The sequence below is a fragment of the Mucilaginibacter rivuli genome (genome assembly GCF_019391655.1).
Classification (GTDB): domain Bacteria; phylum Bacteroidota; class Bacteroidia; order Sphingobacteriales; family Sphingobacteriaceae; genus Mucilaginibacter; species Mucilaginibacter rivuli.
Genome location: NZ_JAHXPQ010000005.1, coordinates 1 through 25,239, shown reverse-complemented (window position 1 = coordinate 25,239; position 25,239 = coordinate 1). Strand labels below are relative to the sequence as shown.

The 25,239-nt window shown below is 42.7% G+C and carries 23 protein-coding genes; 13 read left to right on the top strand and 10 right to left on the bottom strand.

Annotated elements, in window-relative coordinates; all coding sequences use genetic code 11:
• Positions 1-153 precede the first annotated feature (153 nt).
• On the bottom strand, positions 154-822 hold the full coding sequence (locus KXQ82_RS12720; protein WP_219488776.1) for a hypothetical protein: 669 nt from the start codon (positions 820-822) through the stop codon (positions 154-156).
• A gap of 127 nt (positions 823-949) precedes the next feature.
• On the opposite strand from KXQ82_RS12720, the gene tyrS reads away from it, so the two are divergent.
• The 3 genes from tyrS to KXQ82_RS12705 are packed head-to-tail and all read left to right on the top strand — an operon-like array spanning position 950 to position 3,212.
• On the top strand, positions 950-2,233 hold the full coding sequence (gene tyrS / locus KXQ82_RS12715) for a tyrosine--tRNA ligase (protein ID WP_219488775.1): 1,284 nt from the start codon (positions 950-952) through the stop codon (positions 2,231-2,233).
• Positions 2,234-2,271: 38 nt separating this feature from the next.
• Positions 2,272-2,760: an Xre family toxin-antitoxin system antitoxin gene (locus KXQ82_RS12710; RefSeq protein WP_219488774.1), complete on the top strand. Its 489-nt coding sequence runs from the start codon at positions 2,272-2,274 to the stop codon at positions 2,758-2,760.
• A complete protein-coding gene (locus tag KXQ82_RS12705) occupies positions 2,760-3,212 on the top strand; it encodes an RES family NAD+ phosphorylase (RefSeq protein ID WP_219488773.1) in 453 nt (150 codons plus the stop codon). Before KXQ82_RS12710 ends, KXQ82_RS12705 begins: the two co-directional genes overlap by 1 nt.
• Here the strand turns inward: KXQ82_RS12705 and KXQ82_RS12700 are convergent.
• From KXQ82_RS12700 to KXQ82_RS12685, 4 genes are read right to left on the bottom strand one after another with little or no spacing between them, the layout of a single operon-like run.
• Complete coding sequence (locus KXQ82_RS12700) at positions 3,209-3,868, bottom strand: PH domain-containing protein (RefSeq protein ID WP_219488772.1); 660 nt, start codon at positions 3,866-3,868, stop codon at positions 3,209-3,211. The genes KXQ82_RS12705 and KXQ82_RS12700 overlap by 4 nt on opposite strands.
• A gap of 60 nt (positions 3,869-3,928) precedes the next feature.
• The gene (locus KXQ82_RS12695) at positions 3,929-4,915 is read right to left on the bottom strand and encodes a LuxE/PaaK family acyltransferase (RefSeq protein ID WP_219488771.1); all 987 of its coding nucleotides are present in this window, start codon (positions 4,913-4,915) and stop codon (positions 3,929-3,931) included.
• 35 nt (positions 4,916-4,950) lie between these two features.
• Positions 4,951-5,286, bottom strand: coding sequence for a hypothetical protein (locus KXQ82_RS12690; protein ID WP_219488770.1), 336 nt, complete (start codon positions 5,284-5,286; stop codon positions 4,951-4,953).
• A 1-nt stretch (position 5,287) separates the two neighbouring features.
• Positions 5,288-7,735, bottom strand: a complete 2,448-nt coding sequence (locus tag KXQ82_RS12685; protein WP_219488769.1) for a penicillin acylase family protein — start codon at positions 7,733-7,735, stop codon at positions 5,288-5,290.
• Positions 7,736-7,888: 153 nt separating this feature from the next.
• Between KXQ82_RS12685 and pgmB the strand changes: the two genes are divergently transcribed.
• The 6 genes from pgmB (at position 7,889) to KXQ82_RS12655 (ending at position 15,102) form a co-directional block, all read left to right on the top strand.
• Positions 7,889-8,539, top strand: a complete 651-nt coding sequence (gene pgmB / locus KXQ82_RS12680) for a beta-phosphoglucomutase (protein ID WP_219488768.1) — start codon at positions 7,889-7,891, stop codon at positions 8,537-8,539.
• Positions 8,540-8,709: 170 nt separating this feature from the next.
• On the top strand, positions 8,710-10,392 hold the full coding sequence (locus tag KXQ82_RS12675; RefSeq protein ID WP_255563649.1) for an alpha-amylase family protein: 1,683 nt from the start codon (positions 8,710-8,712) through the stop codon (positions 10,390-10,392).
• Positions 10,393-10,535: 143 nt separating this feature from the next.
• Positions 10,536-13,022, top strand: coding sequence for a glycoside hydrolase family 31 protein (locus KXQ82_RS12670; protein WP_255563648.1), 2,487 nt, complete (start codon positions 10,536-10,538; stop codon positions 13,020-13,022).
• Between the two features lie 289 nt (positions 13,023-13,311).
• Positions 13,312-13,467 carry a hypothetical protein gene (locus KXQ82_RS12665; RefSeq protein WP_219488766.1) on the top strand — a complete coding sequence of 52 codons (156 nt, stop codon included), beginning with the start codon at positions 13,312-13,314 and terminating at the stop codon, positions 13,465-13,467.
• 158 nt (positions 13,468-13,625) lie between these two features.
• On the top strand, positions 13,626-14,645 hold the full coding sequence (locus KXQ82_RS12660; protein WP_219488765.1) for a PorP/SprF family type IX secretion system membrane protein: 1,020 nt from the start codon (positions 13,626-13,628) through the stop codon (positions 14,643-14,645).
• A gap of 55 nt (positions 14,646-14,700) precedes the next feature.
• Positions 14,701-15,102, top strand: coding sequence for an OsmC family protein (locus tag KXQ82_RS12655; RefSeq protein WP_219488764.1), 402 nt, complete (start codon positions 14,701-14,703; stop codon positions 15,100-15,102).
• A gap of 3 nt (positions 15,103-15,105) precedes the next feature.
• On the opposite strand, the gene KXQ82_RS12650 is transcribed toward KXQ82_RS12655, so the two are convergent.
• Positions 15,106-15,720, bottom strand: coding sequence for a TetR/AcrR family transcriptional regulator (locus KXQ82_RS12650; RefSeq protein WP_219488763.1), 615 nt, complete (start codon positions 15,718-15,720; stop codon positions 15,106-15,108).
• A 306-nt stretch (positions 15,721-16,026) separates the two neighbouring features.
• Here KXQ82_RS12650 and KXQ82_RS12645 point away from each other — a divergent pair, with 306 nt between their 5' ends.
• The gene (locus KXQ82_RS12645; protein WP_219488762.1) at positions 16,027-16,884 is read left to right on the top strand and encodes an N-acetylglucosamine kinase; all 858 of its coding nucleotides are present in this window, start codon (positions 16,027-16,029) and stop codon (positions 16,882-16,884) included.
• A 114-nt stretch (positions 16,885-16,998) separates the two neighbouring features.
• On the opposite strand, the gene KXQ82_RS12640 is transcribed toward KXQ82_RS12645, so the two are convergent.
• On the bottom strand, positions 16,999-17,691 hold the full coding sequence (locus tag KXQ82_RS12640; protein WP_219488761.1) for an NUDIX hydrolase: 693 nt from the start codon (positions 17,689-17,691) through the stop codon (positions 16,999-17,001).
• A 126-nt stretch (positions 17,692-17,817) separates the two neighbouring features.
• On the opposite strand from KXQ82_RS12640, the gene pfkA reads away from it, so the two are divergent.
• The 3 genes from pfkA to gap are packed head-to-tail and all read left to right on the top strand — an operon-like array spanning position 17,818 to position 20,658.
• Positions 17,818-18,798, top strand: coding sequence for a 6-phosphofructokinase (gene pfkA, locus KXQ82_RS12635; protein ID WP_219488760.1), 981 nt, complete (start codon positions 17,818-17,820; stop codon positions 18,796-18,798).
• Between the two features lie 6 nt (positions 18,799-18,804).
• The gene (locus KXQ82_RS12630) at positions 18,805-19,653 is read left to right on the top strand and encodes a hypothetical protein (RefSeq protein ID WP_219488759.1); all 849 of its coding nucleotides are present in this window, start codon (positions 18,805-18,807) and stop codon (positions 19,651-19,653) included.
• A 9-nt stretch (positions 19,654-19,662) separates the two neighbouring features.
• Positions 19,663-20,658, top strand: coding sequence for a type I glyceraldehyde-3-phosphate dehydrogenase (gap, locus tag KXQ82_RS12625; protein WP_219488758.1), 996 nt, complete (start codon positions 19,663-19,665; stop codon positions 20,656-20,658).
• Between the two features lie 97 nt (positions 20,659-20,755).
• Here gap and KXQ82_RS12620 read toward each other — a convergent pair whose 3' ends face one another.
• The 3 genes from KXQ82_RS12620 to glgB form a co-directional block, all read right to left on the bottom strand.
• Positions 20,756-21,736 (bottom strand): hypothetical protein, encoded by a 981-nt coding sequence (locus KXQ82_RS12620; RefSeq protein WP_219488757.1) that lies wholly within the window; start codon positions 21,734-21,736, stop codon positions 20,756-20,758.
• Between the two features lie 77 nt (positions 21,737-21,813).
• Positions 21,814-22,872, bottom strand: coding sequence for an alpha/beta hydrolase family protein (locus KXQ82_RS12615; RefSeq protein WP_219488756.1), 1,059 nt, complete (start codon positions 22,870-22,872; stop codon positions 21,814-21,816).
• A gap of 63 nt (positions 22,873-22,935) precedes the next feature.
• Positions 22,936-24,987 carry a 1,4-alpha-glucan branching protein GlgB gene (gene glgB, locus KXQ82_RS12610; RefSeq protein WP_219488755.1) on the bottom strand — a complete coding sequence of 684 codons (2,052 nt, stop codon included), beginning with the start codon at positions 24,985-24,987 and terminating at the stop codon, positions 22,936-22,938.
• Between the last annotated feature and the right edge of the window lie 252 nt (positions 24,988-25,239).

Sequence of the window (25,239 nt, the reverse complement as noted above, 5' to 3'; positions counted from 1 at the left end):
CCAATCTAATTGGGACTGCAAAGGTACGGATATATTTTTGACAGATAAAAATAAAATTGAATGTTTATTACCTGATTTATAAGGGTTTTTTCGGAAAATATATACTTAAAGGCAGGCTTAATGTAATTGAATTAACAAAAAGATATTACTGACTTAATTCAGGTGGCTCTCTATATCATTAAAAATGCTCATAAACTCGGGCATTAATAGTACGCGATAGTTTAATACCACATCAGTTAGCATAGCTTCCTGCGTAAGGGTAAATGGGTTGCTCCATACCCGCATACATATCCGTTTCAGGGCATAGGCAACCTGTGTAACATCGGCATATGTTGTAAGGTAGCGGTGCTTTTGAAAATCAGTAAAAAATTTAAAAAAAACAGCAGGATCCGAAAATCTGCAATAAGTTAAAAAACTATGCAGGTGCTCTTGCTTGGTGTGTTGAAGATGGTTGTAAAAAGTATCAACACTTATTTTATTTGTGGTAATGAGGAGGTTGTCCAAAATAAGTTCCAGCGCGATATGTCCCAAAAAGAAAGGTTTTACCGGCGATCCCTCGGTGGCGGGTTTTAACGCTTTTTTTAACTCATGAGAATGATGTTTGAAAAAACCGGAGTTGTGAAAATAACGGTCAACCTCCAAATGGCGTTTCCAGCCATCTAATATCGAATCGACAAAAGGATGCTCATGGCGGTCAAACCTTTCGGGATGGATGTTGCAGGTTTTATCGGCATTTTTGAGCAGGTCGGGCAATACGGTTCCGGTAACGTGATAAGAATCAGTATTGTGCCTGTCGAAATAAAAATGCGATAAGAAATTCATAGCAGCCTCCCTGTTGATAAGGGTTTCAGGTAAGATACGAATATTTTATGAATTACAGATGAAGAAATGTTACGGCACCTGTTTTTGTTCGATTGTTCTATATTTGCGCCTTTATAAATATTGAGATATGAATTTTGTTGAAGAGTTACGCTGGAGAGGCATGTTGCATGATATTATGCCCGGAACTGAAGACCTGCTAAATAAAGGTATGGCATCAGGCTATATTGGTTTTGATCCAACGGCGGATTCGTTGCACGTAGGCAGCCTGGCCCAGATCATGACGCTCATCCATTTTCAGCGTGCAGGCCATAAGCCTTATGCTTTGGTTGGTGGCGCTACCGGTATGGTTGGCGACCCGTCGGGCAAATCGGCTGAGCGGAACCTGCTATCCGAAGATGCTTTACAACATAACCTTAACGGGATAAAGGGCCAGTTAGAAAAATTCCTCGATTTTGAATGCGGTGCCAACAGCGCCAAAATGGTGAACAATTACGATTGGTTTAAGGATTTTACCTTCCTTGATTTTATACGCGATGTAGGTAAACACATTACCGTTAATTATATGATGGCCAAAGATTCGGTTAAAAACCGCATCAGCGGCGATACCGGTATGAGCTTTACCGAGTTTAGCTACCAGCTTGTACAAGGTTATGATTTTTACTACCTGTGGAAACACGAGAATTGTATACTCCAAATGGGCGGCAGCGACCAATGGGGTAATATAGTTACCGGCACCGAGTTTATCCGCCGTAAGGATGCGGGTGAGGCTTATGCTTTAACAACGCAGCTGATCAAAAAATCAGACGGGAGCAAATTCGGCAAAACCGAAGGCGGCAACATTTGGCTTGACCCAGCTAAAACATCGCCATACCAGTTCTACCAGTTTTGGCTGAACGCGAGTGATGACGATGCGAAAAGCTATATACGTATATTTACCTTGTTTGATAAAGAAACCATTGAAGCTTTAGAAGCGGAACACAATACCGCGCCGCATTTACGAGTACTGCAAAAAGCTTTGGCAAAAGATATTACGGTACGCGTGCATGGCGAGGCTGAATATGAAAAGGCCATTAAGTCATCGGAGTTTTTGTTTGGTAGCACGGGCATAGAGTTTTTGAACGAGTTGAATGATGCCGAAGTTATCAGCTTGTTTAGTGGTGTACCCAATTACACTGTAAGCCTGGCCGAATTAACAGGCGGTATTGGTGTGCTTGATTTATTGGCAGTAAAAACAACAGTGTTCCCATCAAAAGGTGAAGCTAAAAAAACCATTCAGGGTGGCGGCGTTTCTATCAATCGGGTAAAAATAGTAGCTGATACAGAGGTCTTTAATGCAAGTAATCTTATCAATAACAAATTCTTGGTAGCACAAAAAGGGAAGAAGAATTATTATTTGATAATTTTGGAATAGATTTTGAAATACGACAAAATGTAATTAAATTTGTTATTATGTCGTATAAGGAAAAGAAATCCAAATCAAATATCGTGGCCGAACCCATGGTAGCCTATGTTACTTCAGGGCATGGCGGTAGTTCTTTTATCGGTATGCTTGGTGGCGCAGCATCTGCCAATGATTGGGATATTTTAAAACTTACCCGGCAGGGTTTAACCAAGCGCGTGTTGTTGGCAATGGCTAAAAGGATATCGCTTACCTTACAGGAGTTTGCCGATATTATGCACATTACCGAGCGTACATTTCAACGTTATGATGATAATGATGTGGTACGCCCTGAATACTCAGAAAAGGCTATTGAGTTGGCCCGCCTTTACGATAGGGGCGAAGAAGTATTTGGTTCGATAGATAAATTTAAAATATGGATGCGTAGCCCGAGCCTGATATTTAAAGGCGATACACCACTATCTTTATTAGATACTTCTTTTGGTTTTGATATGGTGCTTAATGAGTTGGGCCGTATTGAGCACGGTATTTTTGCCTGATGATACTGTACCGCTTAACGCGAAAGATATACGCCCGTGATTTGAGCGGCATAGGGGCCAAAACCTATGGCGGACGATGGAATAACAAAGGTAACGCGATGCTCTACCTGGCATCAAGCCGCTCATTGGCGGTGTTGGAAATTTTGGTACACCTGCAGCCCTCAATTATCCCAGACGATTATTGTATGGTAACTATTGAAGCGCCGGATGATATTGATACCGTAGATGAAAGGATATTACCGAAAAACTGGCAAGGTTTGCCAGCTGCTAACAAGGTTAAACAAATAGGCGATAAATTTCTTCGCGAAAGCAGCAAATTGCTTTTGAAGGTGCCATCGTCAATTATAAAAGAAGAGTTTAATTATTTAGCTAACCCCGCGCATGCAATGGCATCAAAGCTAAAAGTTATCCAGGTCGATCCCTTCAGCTTTGATAGCCGTTTGTTGAATTAAAAGTCGCTTAACAAATCCAGCTTTTTCTGATTGTATTCTTCCTGCGATATCAAACCGTGATCGAACAGGGTTTTTAATTTTTTCAATTTTTCTGTAAGCGGATCAGCTTTTTCTTCAACTACTTCAGGCTTTGCTGCTATAGGTTCAGGCACATGCACCGGCTCTGGTGTGTTTACTACTGGCTGGTAAGCGGTATGTACACCCGGTGTATCAAATTGTACCGCGCCCGACTCGGCACGTTTTTGTTCCAGATCGCGCAGGCGGCGTGCTTCGCGCTCTTCTTCTTTACGTTCCTGGGCTATCTGGTATAGCTTACGGGCCTGTACTTTGGGCAGGTAATCAACACCCATTTCGGCACCATTGGTGGTTTTGCAGCTGAATACAGCCCCAAATATCTCTTCTTTTATTTGTACGTCAATAATGTCTTTCCAAACAAAATCAACAAATTTCATGGACAAGCCAAGGTTTGCCGGGGTGAAAAACAGGATACGCTTGTTGGTAAGTGCAATGCAATCGGGCAGAATGTTTACTACCGGTTTTTTTTGCGCTGCTATATATAAAATTTCTTCACCTGTGGTTATAAGGTCAACCAAACGGGCGTAAACTTTTTCTATCGCTTTAGGGTCCTGCTGGTCGTTCAAAAATTTCTCGATCATTTTTTAGATGCTTTGTGTTGTGGCAAAAATAATAATAATCCCGATAAACAAGGTTGTTATTTAACCAATTAACAGGTTGCAGCCACGGATATCTGAATTATCAAAGCGCCCCAAAATCTCAAATGAGCCATTGGGTTGAACGCGTCCCAGATCTTGCGTGGCAAGGAAGGAGCAGGAGTTGATATTAGCCAGATCGATAATGTTGATGCCGCCGGTTTGGCCATTGGTTAGCGGGGTTATGGGATCGTTGGTATCGCGGGTGATGATCTTCATCCAGGGTGGGCACTCAAAAATGCCATCACCTTTTGAGTATGCTTGCGAGAGTAATTCCGTCATACCGTATTCGGAGTGTATCTTATCTACACCAAAACCGGCACAAAGGGTATTGTGCAATTCTTCGCGTATCATTTCTTTGCGGCGGCCTTTCATCCCCCCGGTTTCCATCACGATCAATTCGGGAAAGATGAATTGGTATTGCTCCACAAAATCGAGCAGGGCAAAGGTTACGCCAATAAGTAAGGTTGGTTTTTTAGTGAGTTGCTGCTTGATGAGCTGGCGATATAATTCTTCGTGATTGTACAAGTAAAACCCGCTATCCGCGTCGTGTGATTGTTTAATTAGATCGTCGGCCATGTACACCAATGATGAGCCCGCGCGCTCCAAATAAGCGGGTAGCAGTGCTAAAACGGTATAGTTTTTAATATCGCCGTAAAACAACTCAAAAGCTTTGCGAAAACTATCTACATACCAGCTTATATCGGTTACGCGGTGGCTGCTGGTTATCATGCCCGTGGTACCACTGCTGGTAAAGGTAAGGTCAACCGGCGCCTCCGAACTTAATACCGGATGGCTTTTAAAAAACTCGATGGGCAAAAAAGGAATCTGGGTAACGTTGATTATCGCGTCAATATCGGTTTTTAAACCTTTTAAAAAATCGCGATAAACAGCGCAGTGTTTTGCCTGCTGACGAAATACCTGCAAAGCGATAGCATTAAATTGCTCATCACTATTGATGGAAAATACAGATTGTTTGCCGGGAGTATTCATCGCCGCAAAGGTAAACAGTTAGGCAATACGGCGAGCTATTTACTAAAAGCCTTTTTTAAATAATATCCCGACAAGGCCGACATGCCCGCCACCAAACCACCAATGATGGCCGTAACTATAAGTAACAGTATCCAATGCGGTAAGTGGAACAGATCGGCAACGCGCTTGGCGAGGATGTAGTTATTGGGTACGCTTTTAAACAGGGCCATAATTATCCACGCGATAAAAATGGCAAAGGAGCCCGACCAAAATGCATGCCGCGATGTTTTGGCAATAAAAAATGCCGACAGGAATGAAATGATAACAATGGCCCACCAGGGCAACACACAACTGGCTATTAGGGTTAAAATAAGTATAATGAAAAATAGCATGTTATTTATTAGTTAGTGTGATGGTTGATTTGATGTGTTGCGCGTTATCGGTGCTGGTGTTTAAAAACAGTAACTCCTTTAACTGTCCATTTTTCCATGTGTCGAAAAAGTTATCGTAAAAATAACTGCCCGGATTACCCGATTCGCCACCGGGGAAGATGCCATAGCCTTTAACTACCGGCCCTAATTGTACCACCATGCGCCATGATGGGCCATGGGTATCACTCAGCGCATTTACAACGCCCGATGTACCGCCGGAAGTAAATGTGCCCGAACCAAAGCCGGGTACTTTACCCAAATGACCAATATATGAGCCTTTTACTGTTGACCATTGCCAGGCTTTACCCAAGGGGCCATGATGCTTTACTAAACTATCAATAGTAGCAGTGAATGTTTTGACAACGAGGTTTTGGCGGGTGTTAAGTTGGTTGGTTCTATCGCGATACCAGCGAGATGTTTTTTGAGTGGTGAGTAATTGTACAGTACGGTAACGATTGGGCCACTTGAGTTGGATATTGAGGTTTTTATTTACCGAAAAATCATCTTGCCAGATGGCATAATATAAGTTAACCCACCAGGTATCAAAAAATGTGGCACCTTCAGAATCAGCATCAAATTGTTTATTCCATTTGCTTATAAGGGCGTAATATTCTTTTTCACGGCCGTTCATTTTTGATGGGTCAAGGTCGGCCAGCAGGGTGGGTAAAATATCCTGTGCGAAGATGCTGTAGTTATCATTTTGCAATACGCGCATACTATCAACAGTGGCGTTATGCATAGTGCGCAGGCGGTCGTTAATGCGTTTGCCCCGGGTATAGCTATCAAAGCGCCAGTTAATGTAATATGGGTAAGTAGCATCGGTTGATGATTGGTTGGCCGAACTTAAAAAGCCTTGCTCCGGATTTTTAGCCAGTGGGTTTTGAGCAGCAGGTATCCAGCCTTGCCATGCATCGGCAGGGTCGCTGCCATCAAGGGTAAACTTACCCTGGTCGGGGTATTTTAGCGGGAACTTACCTGTAGGGCTTATCGCTATATCTTTATCCACATCGGCAAAAATAAAATTTTGGGCAGGTGCCGTCCAATAGGTTAGGGCTTTGCGGTAGTCATCGTAGTTTTTGCCCCGGTTTAAAATGTATAATGTTTTAAACTCCAGCGAACGGTCATGCGCTATCCAGCGTAAGGCATGGCCAACGGGCACTATTTTGGCCGCGTTCATTTTTGGTTTATTGTTTCCGCTTGCATAAACTACCGGGCCAATGTGCGTGTAAATTACGCTATCCATCATGTCGGGCTGGCCGCGCACTTTTATAATTTCGGTACGGCGGGTGGTTGGTACCCATTTGTTATTGTACCAGTATTCTTTTTTGCTGAGATCTTTAAAACGAATTTGGTACCAGTCAAGCACATCGGCATCTACATTGGTTACGCCCCATCCAATTTTTTGGTTATAACCGATAACGATATTTGGCGCGCCGGGGATGGATACGCCATATACATTTACACCGGGCGCGCTTAATTGCGATTGATACCAGATGGACGGATAACTTAACTCCAAATGCGGATCGTTAGCTAAAATAGGGTAGCCATTTGCCGATCTGCTGCCCGCTATAACCCAATTATTGCTGCCAATACCATCTGGCTGCTTTTTGGTTCTTAAGGAATCGGTAGTATAATCGATAAAGCCTTTGGATGGTGTGGGTATTTTTAGCGGATTAAAATCCCATTTGGTGCCAACGGGGATGATCGGGTCATCTTTAAAAGGATGATCGGGAAATAAATCGGCGGTAACCTTAGGGCCAAAGTATTTGAGCGTATTGGTCATCGCGAAATCATCGGAATTACTGGCCAATACTTCCGACATCAGTTTCAATATCAGTGCGCAGTTAATGGGTTTAAAGTCTTCGGGCGCATAATCCAGTAGTTTAAACTCAATGGGGTAATACTTTACAGGCAGCGTATGGATGTAGGCGTTTATGCCATCGCTGTAAGCCAATATCATTTCTTTCACTTTAGGGTCTTTCATGCATTCGGCAAGGGTTTGCTCGGCACCGTAGCCAAGGCCCATGCGGCGGTGGTAGCGATCAAGATCAAGCGCTTTTGGGCCCACAATTTCAGATAATCTGCCCGCTGCCGACCGCGTTTGGATATCCATTTGCCAAAGGCGGTCCTTTGCGGTAACGTAGCCCTGGGCAAAATACAGATCGTGATCGTTTTGGGCGAAGATATGCGGTATCATATTTTCATCGTAACGGATGATGATATCGCCGTTAAGGCCCGTTAATTTTTCAGTCAGTTTGGCCGCGACGTTTTTGCTTTCGGCATTTTGCCAGAAGCCTGTGGCCGGGTTCAAAAATTTACCTAAAGGCGGGATATCGCCAAATTTGGTTTGCAGGGCCCATATTAATACAGTAGTGATGGCAATACAAACAATGGCTTTAGTAAATTTCATTCCGGGAAAATTTGAGATAACTAAGTTAGAAAAAGTATTGCAAAAATTAAGCAAAGCCGGGGTGAGTCAAATAGGCCTTAAGTTTCCGGCAAACATTTCTATGTACCCTAACCTAAATACTTTATTTTAGCATTTTAACAACACACATTATACATGACCGCAATTAAAGCCTGTCTTTTCGATCTCGACGGAGTTATTGTTGATACAGCAGTGTATCATTATAAAGCCTGGAAACAATTGGCAAATAGCCTGGGTTTCGATTTTACGGAGCACCAAAATGAACAATTGAAAGGAGTGAGCCGGGTGCGCTCGTTAGAATTAATATTAGGTTGGGGTGGAGTTACCAAAATCGCTGATGAGCAGCACGAACTGGCTACGCTGAAAAACACCTGGTATGTGGAGATGATAAGCAAAATGACGCCCGCTGAGATACTGCCGGGAGCTAAAGCGTATTTAGAAGAATGCCGCGCGGCGGGTTTGAAGATAGCTTTAGGGTCGGCCAGTAAAAACTCGCCGCTGATATTGGAACGCACCGGGCTGACCAGCCACTTTGATGCCGTGATAGACGGCAACAGCGTAACCAAAGCCAAACCCGATCCCGAAGTATTTTTAAAAGGTGCCGAAGCTTTGGGTGTGCAGCCTAACGAATGCGTGGTTTTTGAAGATGCCGTTGCCGGGATAGCCGCCGCTATTGCGGGAGGGATGAAATCGGTAGGGATAGGCTCGCCGGAATTATTGGGTGATGCTGATGTAGTGGTGACTGGGTTGGATAAGATGACGGTGGGGATGCTTAACACGTTGTAAGGTTGTAAAGTTGGAATGTTGTAAAGTTGAAAATCAACTTCAATACTTTCTTTCAACGATATCAGAGCCACAATAAAAAATTCACACAACTTTACTAAAACGATCAACATTATAACATTCAAATATTACAACATTTTCAACAATACATGCACAAACACATCATCTACCAAATGTTCCCTCGCCTATTCGGCAATATCAATACCACCAATAAATTTTATGGCTCGGTGGAGGAGAATGGCGTTGGTAAACTAAATGATATTAACGATAAGGCCCTTACCGAAATTAAGGCGATGGGTTTTACACATGTGTGGTACACCGGGGTGATAGAGCATGCTACCATGACGGATTACTCGGCCTATGGTATTAAGGTTGACGACCCGGATGTGGTGAAGGGCCGCGCAGGTTCGCCCTATGCTATAAAAGATTATTATGATATTGACCCCGACCTTGCAGTTGATGTACCTAACCGCATGGCGGAGTTTGAGGCTTTGGTGGCCCGCACACACGCCAACAACCTTAAGGTAATTATCGATTTTGTGCCTAACCATATTGCCCGGGGCTATAACTCGGATGCAAAGCCCGATGGCGTGCGTGATTTTGGCGCTGATGATGACCGGATGAAAGCTTTTAGCGCGAAGAATGATTTGTACTATACTCCGGGCAGGCAGTTTTTGGTGCCGGGTGGGTATAACCCGGGGGGAGATGAATTTGTTAGTCCGCTGAAGAACGGTACGTATGATGAAAACCCTGCCCGTGCTACAGGTAATGATGTATTTAGCGCCACGCCAAGTATTAACGATTGGTTTGAAACCATGAAACTGAATTACGGAGTTGACTATTTGGATAATCGTTCCTGCCACTTCGACCCCATACCTCCTGTTTGGCAAAAAATGTACGATATTTTACATTATTGGACGGGTAAAGGTGTTGACGGCTTTCGCTGCGATATGGTGGAGTTGGTGCCTGTTGAGTTTTGGAAGTGGTTGATCCCAAAGCTTAAAGCCGGGCACCCGCATTTGATATTTATTGGCGAGGCTTACGATAGCTCCACTTATCGCACTTATATTTTCAACGGGCATTTTGATTATTTGTATGATAAAGTAGGGCTATACGATGGAATAAAACGTTTGATCCGCAACGAGGGGCATGCCTCTATTTGGGATATTAACCGTTGTGTTTTCCACGAAAGTGCAGACTTTCCTGAACACATGCTCCGCTTTTTAGAAAACCATGACGAGGTGCGCATAGCCGCCCGCGATTTTGCAGGCGACGCTTTTTTAGCTATACCGGGGATGATCATAACGGCAACTTTATCAACAGGGCCGGTAATGATATACTCGGGGCAGGAGGTAGGTGAACCCGCTATTGAGGCCGAGGGTTTCAGTGGTGCCGATGGGCGCACCACTATATTTGATTATTGGGCAATGCCCGAGTTGCAGAAATGGATAAATGGAGGTGAATTTGACAGCGGGGGATTATCGCAACCACAGAAATACCTTCGCAATTTATACAGCAAACTATTAAACATTGCCGGCCAAAACGAAGCCATAACCAAAGGCGCTTTTTACGAACTGATGCTCAATAACCTGAGCGATGGCAAAGGTTTTAACGAACGTACCTACGCCTACCTGCGGTATACCAAAGAGCACCGTATACTGGTGCTGGCCAACTTTAACCGTGAGGAGCGCGATATGCTGGTGCGTTTCCCGTATAGCCTGGTGCAAGCATTAAAAATGGAAGGCGCGGCTGCTTTTGTAGATATGCTGGGCGATAAAGTTTATCATACCATTGATATTAACGATGGCTTGAGCCTAAAAATGCCAGCGGCCAGCGGTTTGTTACTCAGTTTTTAAATAAAGCTATGTTTTGTTTAAATATTTAGAAATTTTTGCCTTGTTTATTGAAAATTTTAGCTAATTTCAATTTTAAAGTAGGAATAGTAATAATTTTTGCTTGCTTTGAAAACTAATTAAAATAGACATAGGATAACAGGTTTATGGAAGAAAAAAAAGATCCGAAAGCTTCGGCAGAAAAAGCTAAAGTTGTTGAAGCGGATGTTATTGCGGTTGAGATAGTGGAACCTGAAGTGATACAACACTTAAATAACCCCGTTGTAGGTTTAAAACCCATTGTAAAAAAGTACCTGGGCGAGGTGCAAAAGGTAACACAGGATAACAATAGGTTCTACTTTACTGACCATGATGCCAAAGTTGAGGTTGTAGTTGTAACCGATGATATTATACGGGTACGACTTGCCCCGCATGGTGTTTTTTTAGAAGAATTTAGTTACGCCGTAAATAACCTCGATCATCGTGTGTCGGTATTTTCGCTGCATGAAGATGAGGATGAGTACCGCGTATCAACCAATACGGTGAATTGCCACATCAGCAAGAAAGACTTTCTCATTTCTTTCTCGGATAACGAAAACCACGTAACCAACAGTGATGCCGCCCCCATGCACTGGGAAGAGAACGTTGCCTTTGGTGGTTACTACGTTTTTTGTACCAAAACCTGCCAGCCAAGCGAAAGCTTTTTTGGCTTAGGCGATAAGGCTACCGAGCTGAACCTGAAAGGCAAACGCCTGCAAAACTGGAATACAGATGCCTATTCTTTTGCAAAAGACCAGGATCCGTTATACAGGAGCATTCCTTTTTATATCAGCCTTACGGAGGGTATTTCTCACGGTATTTTCTTTGATAATACGTTTAAATCGCACTTTGATTTTGGTGCCGAAGATAAAACCAAAACCAGCTTCTGGGCCGATGGCGGTGAACTGCAATACTATTACATTCACGGCCCGCACATGATGGACGTGGTAAAACGCTACCATAGCCTTACCGGCACACACCCTATGCCGCCACTTTGGGCATTGGGTTACCAGCAATGCAGGTGGAGCTACTATCCTGAATCTAAAGTAAGAGAGATTACGGATGGTTTCCGAAAAAACAAGATACCATGCGATGCCATTTACCTGGACATTGATTACATGGATGGTTACCGCTGCTTTACCTGGAACCGCAAGTTTTTCCCTGATCCTAAAAAGATGATCCGCGACCTGAATGATAAAGGGTTTAAAACCGTGGTTATTATTGACCCGGGTATCCGTGTGGATGATAATTATGGTGTGTTTAAAGAAGGTAAAGAGAAAAAATACTTCTGTCGCCGCAGCGATGATTACTTTATGGAGGGCCACGTTTGGCCGGGCCGTTGCCAGTTTCCCGATTTTACAAACCCCGAAGTACGCGAATGGTGGGGTGGTTTGTTTGATGAATTAGTACAGCTTGGCGTTGCCGGTGTTTGGAATGATATGAATGAGCCTGCCGTGTTTGGCGCGGGCACCTTCCCGGATGATGTTCGTCATCAGTACGACGGGCACCGCGGGTCGCACCGTAAGGCACACAATGTTTACGGTATGCAAATGGTACGCGCCACGTACGAAGGGTTGCGTAAGCTGATGAAAAATAAGCGCCCGTTTACCATTACCCGAGCCGGCTACTCTGGCCTGCAGCGCTACGCCTGCGTTTGGACAGGAGATAATGTAGCATCGTGGGAACACCTGAAATTGGGTAACATACAATGTCAGCGGCTTTCTATTTCGGGGGTGTCTTTCTGCGGTACAGATATTGGCGGTTTTAGCGGTGAGCCTGATGGCGAGTTGTTTACCCGCTGGATACAATTGGGTGTGTTCTCACCGTTTATGCGGGCACATTCCGCGGGCGATACCCGCGAGCGTGAGCCATGGAGTTTTGGGGAACCATTTACCAGCATTAACCGTAAATTTATTGAGTTGCGGTACCGCCTGATGCCTTATTTTTATTCGGCGTTTTGGGAGCATCACCGTTATGGTTTCCCTATATTAAGGCCATTGGTAATGCATGAGCAGGAGGTGGAGATCAATCACTACCGCCAGGATGAGTTTACCTTTGGTGATAAGATATTGGTTTGCCCGGTAATGGAGCAGGGGCAAAAGAAACGCACTGTTTACCTGCCTAAAGGCGATTGGTACCACTACTGGACACATGAAAAGCTAAAGGGAGGCGCTGAACTGGTGGTAGATACACCGTTAGACTCGATGCCGATTTTTGTAAAAGCCGGTTCGGTAATACCCGAAAGCCCGGTGATGCAATACGTAGGCGAGCAGCAAATAGAAGAACTATTGTTCCAGGTATATTATTCAAATTACGAGGTAAACTCGTTCTTCTTTGAAGATTACGGCGAAACTTTTGCCTATGAGCAGGATATTTACATGGAGAAAAAGTTTGTTGTGAACGGTGATGATGACAGCATGACCATTACGCAATCTATCGAGGGCTTGTACACCCCGCGCTACGAAAACTACGAAATGAAGATAATTGGCCTGCCGTTTAAACCATCTAAGGTATTGGTAGACAATAAGCAGATCATCAAAACAACGATTGATGAATTAGAGCGCTACCGCTTTAAAGCGAACAAGAACTTCAGGATGATACAGATATTTAAATAGTTATTAATTGAATCGATTAGATTGCCCGGCCGCTGAAATCGGTCGGGCTTTTTTGTGCTTTTCACCCTTTGTACTACCGTGATTAAACGGTAAAAATTCGGTGTTTTAACTGATTGGGTGTTCACAAATTGCACCTACCTTTAACCTGAGTTAATGATAAATGTATTAGTTTAATTAAGGCGAGTTAAGCCCGGCATTCCGCGACGATGCCGGGCTTTTTTGCATTGTTTACAATATCATCAACCCAAACAACTTTACTTAGTTGCTGTTTATCAATAAACATCAAGCTATGAAAACCGACCCTAAAGATTCCAAAGATAAAAAGCCCGAAGACAGTAAACGGGAAAAGGAAACCGAGTCAGGCAAGTCTGAATATGATGATACTGTTGATTATAAAAATGATGATGAAACAGATATTGATAAGGATGAATATTTTGAAAAGTAAGCCTTTCCCTGGTACATTAGTTTAATTACAGTGGTAATTAATAGTTAAGTAAAATTAATTATCAATTAAGTATAACCATTTTATTTTTCTTCTCGTATAACTACTCACCCGGTTAATTATAAGCACAATAGCAGCCGGTTAGTAAATACGAAAAGGAAATGAAAAAGGGATTTTTACTGCTCATCTGCTGCATGGTTGCAGCGTTGTTAGCCAAGGCTCAGGATAATGTTTACTCACAGTTTTTTAATGCGCCCATATATTTAAACCCGGCGCTTAATGGCCAGTTTGATGGCGATTTAAGGATTACGGCAAATTACCGCAACCAATGGAGCAGTGTAGGTAATCTCAACTACATGAATGCCTCGGTTGATTATAACATCCCTAAGTTTAACGGTGGTGTAGGGTTGATGTTTAACCGCAGCAATGAAGGAGCCGCCGCTTTTGTAAAAAATTCAATTGCAGGTGTGTATTCATATAGTATCGGGTCTGATGATTACACGTTATCATTCGGCCTGCAGGCAGGTATTACCAACCGCCAGGTTGATTATGGTAAATTGATATTTGGTGATCAGATTGACCCACGTTTAGGTTATATGCCCGGCTCAAGCAGCAATGCCGAAACACCCGGTTATAACAGCAAATACTATTTTGATTCGGGCTTTGGCATTAACCTGGTAACAGGCAATATTATGGTTGGCGGCGCCGTGCAACACTTAAACAGGCCCGATCAATCGTTTACCGGTACACCATCAGCAGTGCCTATGCGTTTTACCGCGCATGCCAGCTACCGTATCGATCTGAACCCGTATGATAATGTTGACGATATCGAAAAATCGTACATTATCCCTTCTGTTGTAATGTACAAGCAGGATTATGCCAATACCATTAGCGGTGGTTTTGAGTATAAACGTAAAAATATTAGCGCAGGTTTATGGTACCGTACAGATAACCAGGGTGGCAGCAACGCCATTGTAGTATCCTTAGTGTTCGATCTGATATTTAACCGCGATACCGGCGAGAAAATGAAATTTGGTTTAAGTCATGACGCATCTACATCAAAAATAGGTTATTCAAATACCAGCGGTACTACCGAAGGAAGTTTAAGCTACCAAACGCCCATGACGCGTGAACAGGACTACCGTTATTCGGGTGGCCCACGCTGCTACCATTTTTATTAATAATTTGATGGTGTGAGGGGCTTCAGTTTATTTGGGGTATTTGTACATTTATGGTATGAATATTAAAACAGAACTACTGGTTACCGCCGATGCAGAGATAAAACGCGAACATTACCGCACAAGCATCCGCTCGGCCGGACAAACTATTTATGCCGATGAGCCTTTAAGTAATAACGGCACTGATACCGGGATGAACCCGCACAGCCTGCTATTATCAAGTCTGGGCGCATGTACGGCCATTACACTGCGCATGTATGCCGATCGTAAAATGTGGCCTGTTGAAGAAATAGCGGTACACCTGGAGTTTTTTAAAACCAACGAAGGTACTTTGATAGACAGGAAAATAAGCTTTAAAGGCAATATTACCGATGAGCAGCACCAGCGTTTGATACAGATAGCCAACTCGTGCCCTATACACAAAGTGCTTACAGGGCATATAGACGTAACTACAAGTTGATAACTAATTCATTAAGCCTTTTACAAATATTTTAACAAGCAACAGGCGTTTTTGATGTATCTCTTCCATTTGGTCCAATTTAGGGAAATGGATCTTTTTTTGCGAAAAGCTCCTTACCCGTACGCCATGCAAGGCATCCAATAGCAGATCAACGATAGCTTTAGGGTCGTCAACAGGTTTTATTACTCCTTTTTTTACCTCGTTGGTAATGCAATTGCTTAATTGCTCTATCTCTGCTTCATGTAGCTGGCCTATAATTTCCCAGATGGCATCGGGCAGGTTTTGCTCATTAAGACGGAAGAAATCAAAAAAATTATAGTTCTTTAATATAAACTCGTTCTTATTGGTAAGCTGTGTAATAAACGCCTCTTCAAGGCTCGGAAAATCGGTACCTGATTTTATAACCTTTAAGTGATCGTTGGCCAGTTTCTGCATAACGGCAACGTAAAGCTGACTTTTATCCGGAAAGTAATAGTATAACAACGCTTTAGACATGGATACATCGCCCGCTATTTCATTCATGGTGGTTTTTGAGTAACCGTAATGCAAAAAGCGGTTATAAGCCGATTCTAAGATCTTCTCTTTTTTAATATCCTGTGGGTCGATTGCAATACTCATTATCGGGGTTTAATAGTATTTATAACAACTGTATGCGCTTAAAGTTGTACATAGCAGTGTCAGTTTTACTTTTTGAACAATTTAATCAAAAGTTCTGTTATTAAAACGTTGAATATACTAAAACGTATATACGTGTACAAATAACATTTTAAAATAGTGTGCTGATTGCCAATTAAATACGGGCTGATGGTTTTGAAGTTTACAAATATTTCAAAAACATGGTTAGTTTCACAAAAAAATACATTGCAAAGTGTTAAATTTACACTTAGTAATTACTTAATTTAAATTGCATTAAATCAAATTAATATGATAATTATTGCCGATGGCGGTTCAACCAAAACTAATTGGTGTTTAGTTACCGATGAAGGAAAAAAGGTACTGTTTAATACAGAAGGCTACAACCCTTACTTTTCGAGTACAGAGTACATTATTCTATCGTTAAAAGATCAGCTACCAACCGATTTGGATATTGCCAATATAAGCGAGGTAAACTACTACGGCGCAGGTTGCTCTGTTGCCGAAAGGCAGAAGATTGTTGAAGATGCGATGAAAGTTGTTTTTTTTAAGGCTAAAATTAATATAGGCCATGATCTGTTAGCCGCGGCACGTGCGGTTTTAGGTGTTAGCGAAGGTTTTGCCGCTATTTTAGGCACCGGTACCAATACCTGTATTTATAACGGAAAAGAGATTGTACAAAACATTGACTCATTAGCTTACATTTTAGGCGATGAAGGAAGTGGCTGCTATATCGGTAAGAAACTATTGGGCGATTATGTGCGGGGCTACATGCCGGAAACGGTGCGTGCTAACTTTTGGGAAACCTTTAAGCTTACGCCCGATGATGTGATAGAGAATGTTTATACCAAACCATTGGCAAATCGTTTTTGTGCCGGTTTTAGCAAGTTTGTTTATGATAATACGGTAAACATTGAGTATAGCCGCAACCTGGTTAAAAGCTCGTTCGATGATTTTTTCCGTAACCTGGTAACACATTATCCTAATTATCAAAAATACACCTTTAACTGTATCGGCTCTGTGGGCTACAGTTTCAGGAATATTTTAGAAGAAGTAGTGCTGGAGAATGGTATGGTGATGGGTAATATTATCCGGTCGCCTATAGATAACCTCGTGAAATACCATTTGGAATTGGCCCCTGGTAAATAGCTGAGTAGTGAGCTTGCCCGGTAAATAGCGATGGGTTGTAAACTCATCGCTATTTATTATTTAAGTGGATTGTAAGTGCTTAATAGCTGGTTTCCTTTTTCACTATTAACCAACTTATTCCTCATTCATATCATTCTGAAATATCTTGTTATACTTTCGCCTGTCAAATTTGTATAGCTTGGCCGCACGATATGATACCCCTTTTTGCTTTTCGTCCAGTTCTTTCAAAAAGCCGTAACTCAACATTTTTTTGCGGAAGTTACGCTTATCCAGTTTTTTATTCAGTATAGCCTCATACAGTAGTTGTAACTGTGTGAGTGTGAATTTTTCGGGCAAAAGCTCAAAAGCTATGGGCTGGTAACTTAAACGCCGGCGCAGCTTTTGAATGCTGGTCTCAAATATGTCGCTATGGTCAAAACCAAGCCTTGGCAAATCATTAATAGGGTGCCAGAATGCTTTTTTTGCGTATTGAGTTACAGGCTTTACTTCCTTTTTGCCGTTAATGCGGATCAGGGCATAATATGCAACGGTAATAACCCGGCCCAAAGGGTGGCGGTTAACATCGCCAAAAGTATGGAACTGTTCCATGTGCAATTCGCGCCAGCCGGTAAGTTCGTATAAAATTCGTGTTGCAGCACTTTCAATACCCTCGTCGTTTTCAACCAGGTTACCGGGTAGGGCCCACCAGTCTTTAAATGGGTCTTCAGCACGTTCGATGAGTAATATTTTCAATTCGCCTGCTTCGAAACCGAATATTACGCAATCGATAGAAAATGCGGAATCAAATTTAGGTAAGCCTGTTTCCAAATGATTTGTTATTATTTAATAGGAAATAAATATAGGCTGTTTTTTGTTCAAAAAAAATAAAAAATAAATTAAGATAGTGTAAAAATTACACAGTATCTTTGCAGCTTCTTTAAAGCCTATATTTACATGCAGAATATCCGGAAAATTGCAGTTTTAACTTCGGGTGGCGATGCGCCGGGAATGAACCCCTGCATACGTGCCGTAGTACGTACTGCTATTTTTAACAACAAACAGGTTATTGGCGTTAGGCAGGGTTACCAGGGGCTTATCGATAACGATATGTACGATATGCACACCCGCTCCGTTAGTAATATATTGGCCCAGGGCGGAACTATATTAAAAACCGCACGCTGTATGCCTTTTAAAACCGACGAAGGGCAGGATATAGCTTACCGTAACCTTAAAGAAAGGGAAGTTGATGCCCTGGTAGTTATTGGAGGCGATGGTACTTTTACCGGGGCCCTGCGCTTTTCAAAGAGATTTCCGGATATTGCTGTAATTGGAGTACCCGGCACTATTGATAACGATTTATACGGCTCTGATTATACATTAGGTTTTGATACAGCCTGTAACACAGTTATTGAGGCTATTGATAAAATACGTGACACCGCCGACTCGCATGACCGTTTGTTCTTTATTGAAGTGATGGGTCGCGATTCGGGATGTATAGCTTTACGTACCGGTATTGCCGGTGGGGCAGAGGCCATTATGCTGCCCGAAACAGAAACAGCCTTAGATGATCTGATACGTGACCTGGAAAGCTCGCCTAACAAATCATCAAGCATTGTTATTGTTGCCGAGGGTGATCATCATGGTGGTGCGTATGATATTGCCAAGATAGTTAAAGACCGTATCCGTTCATATCATACCAAAGTTACTATATTAGGGCACCTGCAACGTGGGGGCAGCCCAAGCAGTTTCGATCGTATTTTGGGTAGCCGTATGGGATATGCAGCAGTGAATGCATTATTGCGTGGTGAAACTCAAAAAATGGTGGGGCTAAGAGGTAATCATATAGAAACTACCAGTTTGGAAGAAGCGCTCACTAATCATGAGTTTAAACTGGAAGACGACTTGATGGAAATGATTAAAATATTATCCATATAGATAAAAATGATCGCAGTGGTATACAGTGGTTCAAATTATGCTGAATGGCGCTTAGCCATAAGGGATAAAACCATCGCGACATTTAAAACACAGGGTATTAACCCGTATTTTAACGATGAGAAGTTTATAACACAACTGCTCAACAAAAACATTAACCTGATACACCACGCCGAAGAGATAAAGAAGATCTATTTCTTTACGGCAGGTGCCTCATCTCCCGAAAGGGTAGCAACAGTGTCAAATGCGCTGTCGGCTTTCTTTAAAAATGCTAAAATATTAGTTGAACATGATATCTTAGCGGCCGCAATCGCATCCTGCAAAGAACGGAAAGGAATCGTGTGCATTTTAGGCAGCGGATCGAATGCGGGATACTATGACGGCAAAAGGGTAAAGCGTAATAACTATGGCTTAGGCTATGTTCTGGCTGATGAAGGATCGGCAAATTGGCTGGGCCGGATGTTACTGAAAAACTACATGTACGATACGCTGCCGGATAAGATGGTTAAAAAGTTTGAAAAGCGTTACGAGTACGATCGCAGGCAGTTGCTGGATAAAGTGTACCGTAACCCTCAGCCGGCTTTGTTTTTAAGTTCGTTTACCGAATTTTTTGCAGAGAACAAAGATGATGAGTATATGAAAAACCTGGTAAAAACAGGCTTCAGGAGTTTTTTTGCTACCTACGTAGTGAAAATACGCAAAGAAGAACCGGATGCACCGGTTTATTTTGTAGGATCGGTAGCGGCAACGTTTCAGGATTATTTACGCGAAACCGCGGCCGAATTTGATATAACCATAACGAACATTATTAAAGAACCTATAAACAATTTATTAAGCTACTATTCAAATAAAAATTAAATAAAAATCATGAAAATAGGAATTAACGGATTTGGCCGTATTGGCCGTTTAGCTTTCAGAGCGGCTATTGAAAGGCCTGATATTGAAATTGTTGGAATTAATGACCTTGTAGAGCCGGATTATATGGCTTACATGCTAAAATATGACTCTACCCACGGACAGTTTAAAGGTACTATCGCTGTTGAAGGCGGTCACCTTGTTGTAAATGGAAAAACCATACGCGTTACTGCCGAGAGAGACCCTGCTAACCTGAAATGGAATGAAGTTGGTGCAGAAGTTATCATCGAATCAACAGGTTTGTTCTTAACCATAGAATCAGCTCAGAAACATATTGACGCCGGTGCTAAAAAAGTAGTAATGAGCGCCCCTGCTAAAGATGATACCCCGACATTTGTTATGGGTGTTAACCACAAGCTGTTAAAAGCTACCGATACCATTGTATCTAACGCATCATGTACTACTAACTGTTTAGCTCCAATAGCTAAGGTGTTGAATGATAAATTCGGTATCGAAGAAGGTTTGATGAGCACCATCCACGCGGTAACTGCTACACAAAAAACAGTAGATAGCCCATCGGCTAAAGACTGGAGAGGTGGCCGTGGCGCTTACCAAAACATCATCCCTTCATCAACAGGCGCGGCTAAAGCTGTTGGTTTGGTGTTGCCTGAATTGAAAGGTAAACTGACAGGTATGAGCTTCCGTGTTCCGGTTGCTGACGTTTCTGTTGTTGACTTAACCGTTCGCTTGAAAACTCCTGCTACTTATGAGCAGATCAAACAAGCGATGAAAGATGCTTCTGAAGGCGAACTGAAAGGTATCCTTGGTTACACAGAAGATGAAGTAGTATCAGAAGATTTTAAAGGCGATACCCGCACCTCTATATTTGATGCCAAAGCAGGTATTTCGTTAAGCGATACCTTCGCTAAGGTAGTATCATGGTATGATAACGAGTGGGGCTACTCAAACAAACTGATCGACATGGTTCAGGAAGTTGGTAAGCTGTAAAGCTATCCAGATATTGAAATAAAAAAGCCGGTTTGTAGCCGGCTTTTTTATTGGGTTCGAATCCCAGCGGGATCACAAAGCTTACAAATTATACAAACTATTTGATGTATAACATCTGTCCAGGCAGATCAAAATATACATCGCCCAATCTGGATAAAATGTAACTCCCCATTAAAATATTGCCTATTCCGGTTATACCCGATTTTGATGTATACAATTTAAGTTTGGGGGTATCTATTACAATTTTGTTATTTAAGCTTATTGATTTTGCAGAAACAGTGAAACCAGTTATAAGCTCACGTGTCATGGTTCTATTATCGGGTGCTATTGGTGTTTTATTAGGAAAATACTGTAACAAGTTATTGTCTTGCACAGCAATTGCACCCCAGTCAACAGAGTTACCCCCACAACCTAAATCGATCATTGTTTTTTTTACGAGTGTAACTTTATCAGTAATCCTAAAGCTAACATTCATATAAGGAAATCCTCCTTTATATTCAATGGGAATATCCATTGCATTTTTAGGCTTTTTAAAAAATTTTGGTTTATGAAAAACCACATAGCCTTTTTTGTAATTTATCTCAAAAATATATTTTGCAAGAAAACTACTACCTAACATTGCGTCTGCTTTGTTGTTTAAAGTAATCCTGCGAATATCAAATACATCGATATTGTTAATTGTGTGGTTTGTTCTGTGTATAGTTAATTGAATATTCCTTTTCCTAAAATTGTTTTGCCGCTCTATAAACTTTATCCTTTTGGCACGCACCGAGCCCGAATCCAGGTAATACTTTTTGTCAATTAATCCGCTCGACCGTGCAAAGGATGAATCTAAATATAGATTATCACCTGCACCGCTATCAAAAATTAAATTAGCCTTGATCCCATTAATTGCACCGTTGATCATGATCCAATTTTTATTGACCATTTCAAATTTTATAGTATCACTATTAAAAGTGATAGATGATACAGGCCGGTGTCGGGATGTTTTTGTTTCTGATGCCTGGTTACAAGAATAAAAGGATATAACGGCCAATAATAAAGCAATGATTAAAGATGGTGGCGATTTAATTTTCATATAAAATTTAATTAAGATTTTAATGCTTGGTTACTTATGAGTTATTTTTCATAGTTCATGTATTGACAAGCGATAACTTACAACCACTTCGCAAACCACTCCACCGCCATAGCCAACTGCCTTGGCACCGCACGATGCGGTTGATTCGGCTCAATATCCATCTTCAATTTATCCGATGCGCCAACAGCACCATACGCTACCTGTGCTGATGCGAAAGCGATTTTGGCACCCGGCAACGGGCAATTGTTATCCTTCTCGGTACTCAATATCAATAAAGGCCTTGGGGCAATGAGCCGTAACATCGAAGGGCAATCAAACTCGTCGGTAATGCCGGGTACAACCTTGTCCCATAATGCTTTTACATTGCGCTGGTTCAGCGCGGTATCGCCCAGGTCTTTAGCTGCCTGCAATTGTGCGGCTTGTATGGTATGCGCGCGGCCTTGCCAGCGGTTATTCTCCAGGCTCCATTTAAAGCTTTGGGCCGCAATATCGGGTGCTACAACTTTAATGCGACTATCCGTTGCGGCAGCCATCCAGGCCTGTATACCACCCATAGATATACCGCCCATACCTATGCGGTTGGCTTGTACATCGGGCCGGGTAACCAAATAGTCGGTCAATCGCCACAGGTCGTAAACAGTATCCCAAAAAAAAAGGTGGGTTTGCTTAGCCGGGTCGGTATTGTGCCATGCAGCGGTAACAGCATCAACATACTCCTTTGAACCATGCGCCCCGCCGGGAATGCGTGCCCCATGAAAACGGGCATCAATGCTTACTCCCATAATGCCGCGCTTTACTAAGGCCAGCAATACGCTCTTAACATCTTTATCTTCCTTTTTTCCACCCGTACCGTGCATAAATATTACTACCGGGAATGCCTTTGCACCCTGCGTTACGGGTTTATAAATAATCAAGGGTACCTGTTCATCCTTTTCGGTATAAATGCTACCCGTCTCAATAATAACCGAGTCTGTTACCGTAGTTTGAAATGAAGGCTTAGGGGCAACCCTTGGCCTGTCTACTATCTTTTTAAAATCGGCAACTACCTTGGCGGGAGCGGGGTATTGCTCCTGAGCGAAAAGCGCCCTTGCCGAAAAAAGCAATAACAAGCTTAGTGTAAGTTTGTATCTTGACATATATCTACAATATCAATATGTGCAAGATTTGACAAATTTAAAAATTTGTCAAATCTTATTATACTATACCCGCTTTAATACAACGGCGCCCAAAGGCGGTACGGTCAGTTCAAGCGAGTTTTTCTTCCATTGCCATTCTATAGCTTCGGTTTTCATGGGTTTAGCATTGGTAAAGCCGGCGCCGTAAAAATGCTTATCGTCCGAGTTGAATATCTCTGTCCATGTACCGGCTGTTGGTACGCCAATGCGATAGCTATGGCGGGTTACAGGTGTCATGTTCAATATAATCACCAATTCATCTTTAGCATCGTAACCACGGCGGCAGTATACCAGTATCGAGTCGTCGGCATTACCGCCGTCTATCCACTCAAAACCATCCCACGAAAAATTCTTTTCATACAAAGCCGGTTCGCCGGTGTACAGGTGGTTAAGCGCTTTTACAGTTTCCTGGATACCCCGGTGCGGCGCGTATTCCAACAAATGCCAGTCGAGTGATTTCTTGTAATCCCACTCCTCGCTCTGGCCAAATTCGGCTCCCATAAACAATAGTTTGGTACCGCTATGGGTAAACATATAACTGTACAGCAGGCGTAGGTTGGCAAATTGCTGCCAGTCATCGCCCGGCATTTTGCGCAGTAACGAACGCTTGCCATAAACCACCTCATCATGCGAAAGCGGCAGCATAAAGTTTTCGGTAAAGGCGTATATGGTGCTGAAGGTAATTTGGCCGTGGTGGTATTTGCGGTTTATCGGATCTTCTTTAAAATACTTCAGGCTATCGTTCATCCAGCCCATCATCCATTTCATGCCAAAGCCCAGTCCGCCTTTAAAAGTAGGGTAGCTTACGCCTGTAAATGACGTTGATTCCTCGGCAATGGTTTGCACATCGGGGAAGTAGCTATACACTGTTTCGTTAAATTCCTTTAGCAGTGATATAGCTTCGAGGTTATGGTTACCGCCAAACACGTTAGGTTCCCATTCACCATGCTTGCGCGAGTAATCAAGGTATAACATCGATGCTACGGCATCAACACGCAAGCCATCGATATGGTAGCGATCAAGCCAAAATAACGCGTTGCTGATCAAAAATGCCCTTACCTCATTACGCCCGTAGTTAAATATGTATGATTTCCAATCCGGGTGAAAGCCCTTGCGTACATCAGCATGCTCATACAGGTGTGTGCCATCAAAATTATATAGCCCGTGCGCATCGCCGGGGAAGTGGGATGGTACCCAATCCAATATCACACCAATACCCGCCTTGTGGAACTCCTCAATCAAAAACATTAGGTCCTGCGGTGAGCCATAACGGGTTGATGCGGCAAAGAACCCCACGATCTGGTATCCCCAACTTGGGTAAAACGGGTGTTCCATTATCGGCATCAGCTCCACATGGGTAAAGCTCATTTCTTTTACGTAAGGCACCAGTTTGGCTGCCATATCGCGGTAACCCAAAAACTGGTCGGGGTCTTCAGGGCCACGTGCCCATGATCCAAAGTGTAGTTCATAAACGCTCCATGGCTGATTAAGCGCGTTGTTCTTTTTACGGTTCTTCATCCAGTCCTGGTCCTGCCACTCATAGTAAGTGTGGGTTACAATGGATGCTGTGCGTGGTGGCTCTTCCCAGCGTAAGGCAAAGGGGTCACTTTTCTCTAAGTCTTCACCTGTGGATGATTTGATATAGTATTTATAAGTTTCACCATCGCCAATGTTGGGGATAAAACCTTCCCAGATGCCAGAGCCATCCCAGCGGACGAACAATTGGTGCGAACCACGGTTCCAGCCATTAAAGTTGGCTATTACCGATACATATTGTGCATTTGGTGCCCATACGGCAAAATATACACCTACCACACCTTTATAAGTAACTACTTGTGCACCAAGTTTTTCGTATAATTTGTAGTGCTTGCCGCTTTTAAACAAGGCAATGTCAAAATCGGTAAACAGGGTATATGCCTCAACCGGGTTTAGTGCAGTTGTTACTGCTTTACCGACTGATTTTGCAACTGTTGCTTTAACAGGTGTGTTTTTGGCAGGGGCCTTCACTTTCTTCTCAGCTTTGGCAGCCGGTTCGGTTTCAGGGGTGTTTTTGGGGGTGGTCGGTTTTTTAGCCATGGTAACAGGGGGTATTATTGTGGCACAAGTTAGTTAATATTGGTTGAATAGTTTAATGCGATTTCGGATGTTCGATTTCGGATTTATCTTTATTCTTTGCTCATTATTCCTTTATCCAAGAAAAGCAGGTAAAAACAGGTATCCCTCCACCATGTCATGGCGAGCGATAGCGTGGCCATCACTGAGAAAGGTCTCGAATTATATTCATCAGCGCCCTGTCTTAGTGATTGCCACGTCGGCCCGATAGAAGGC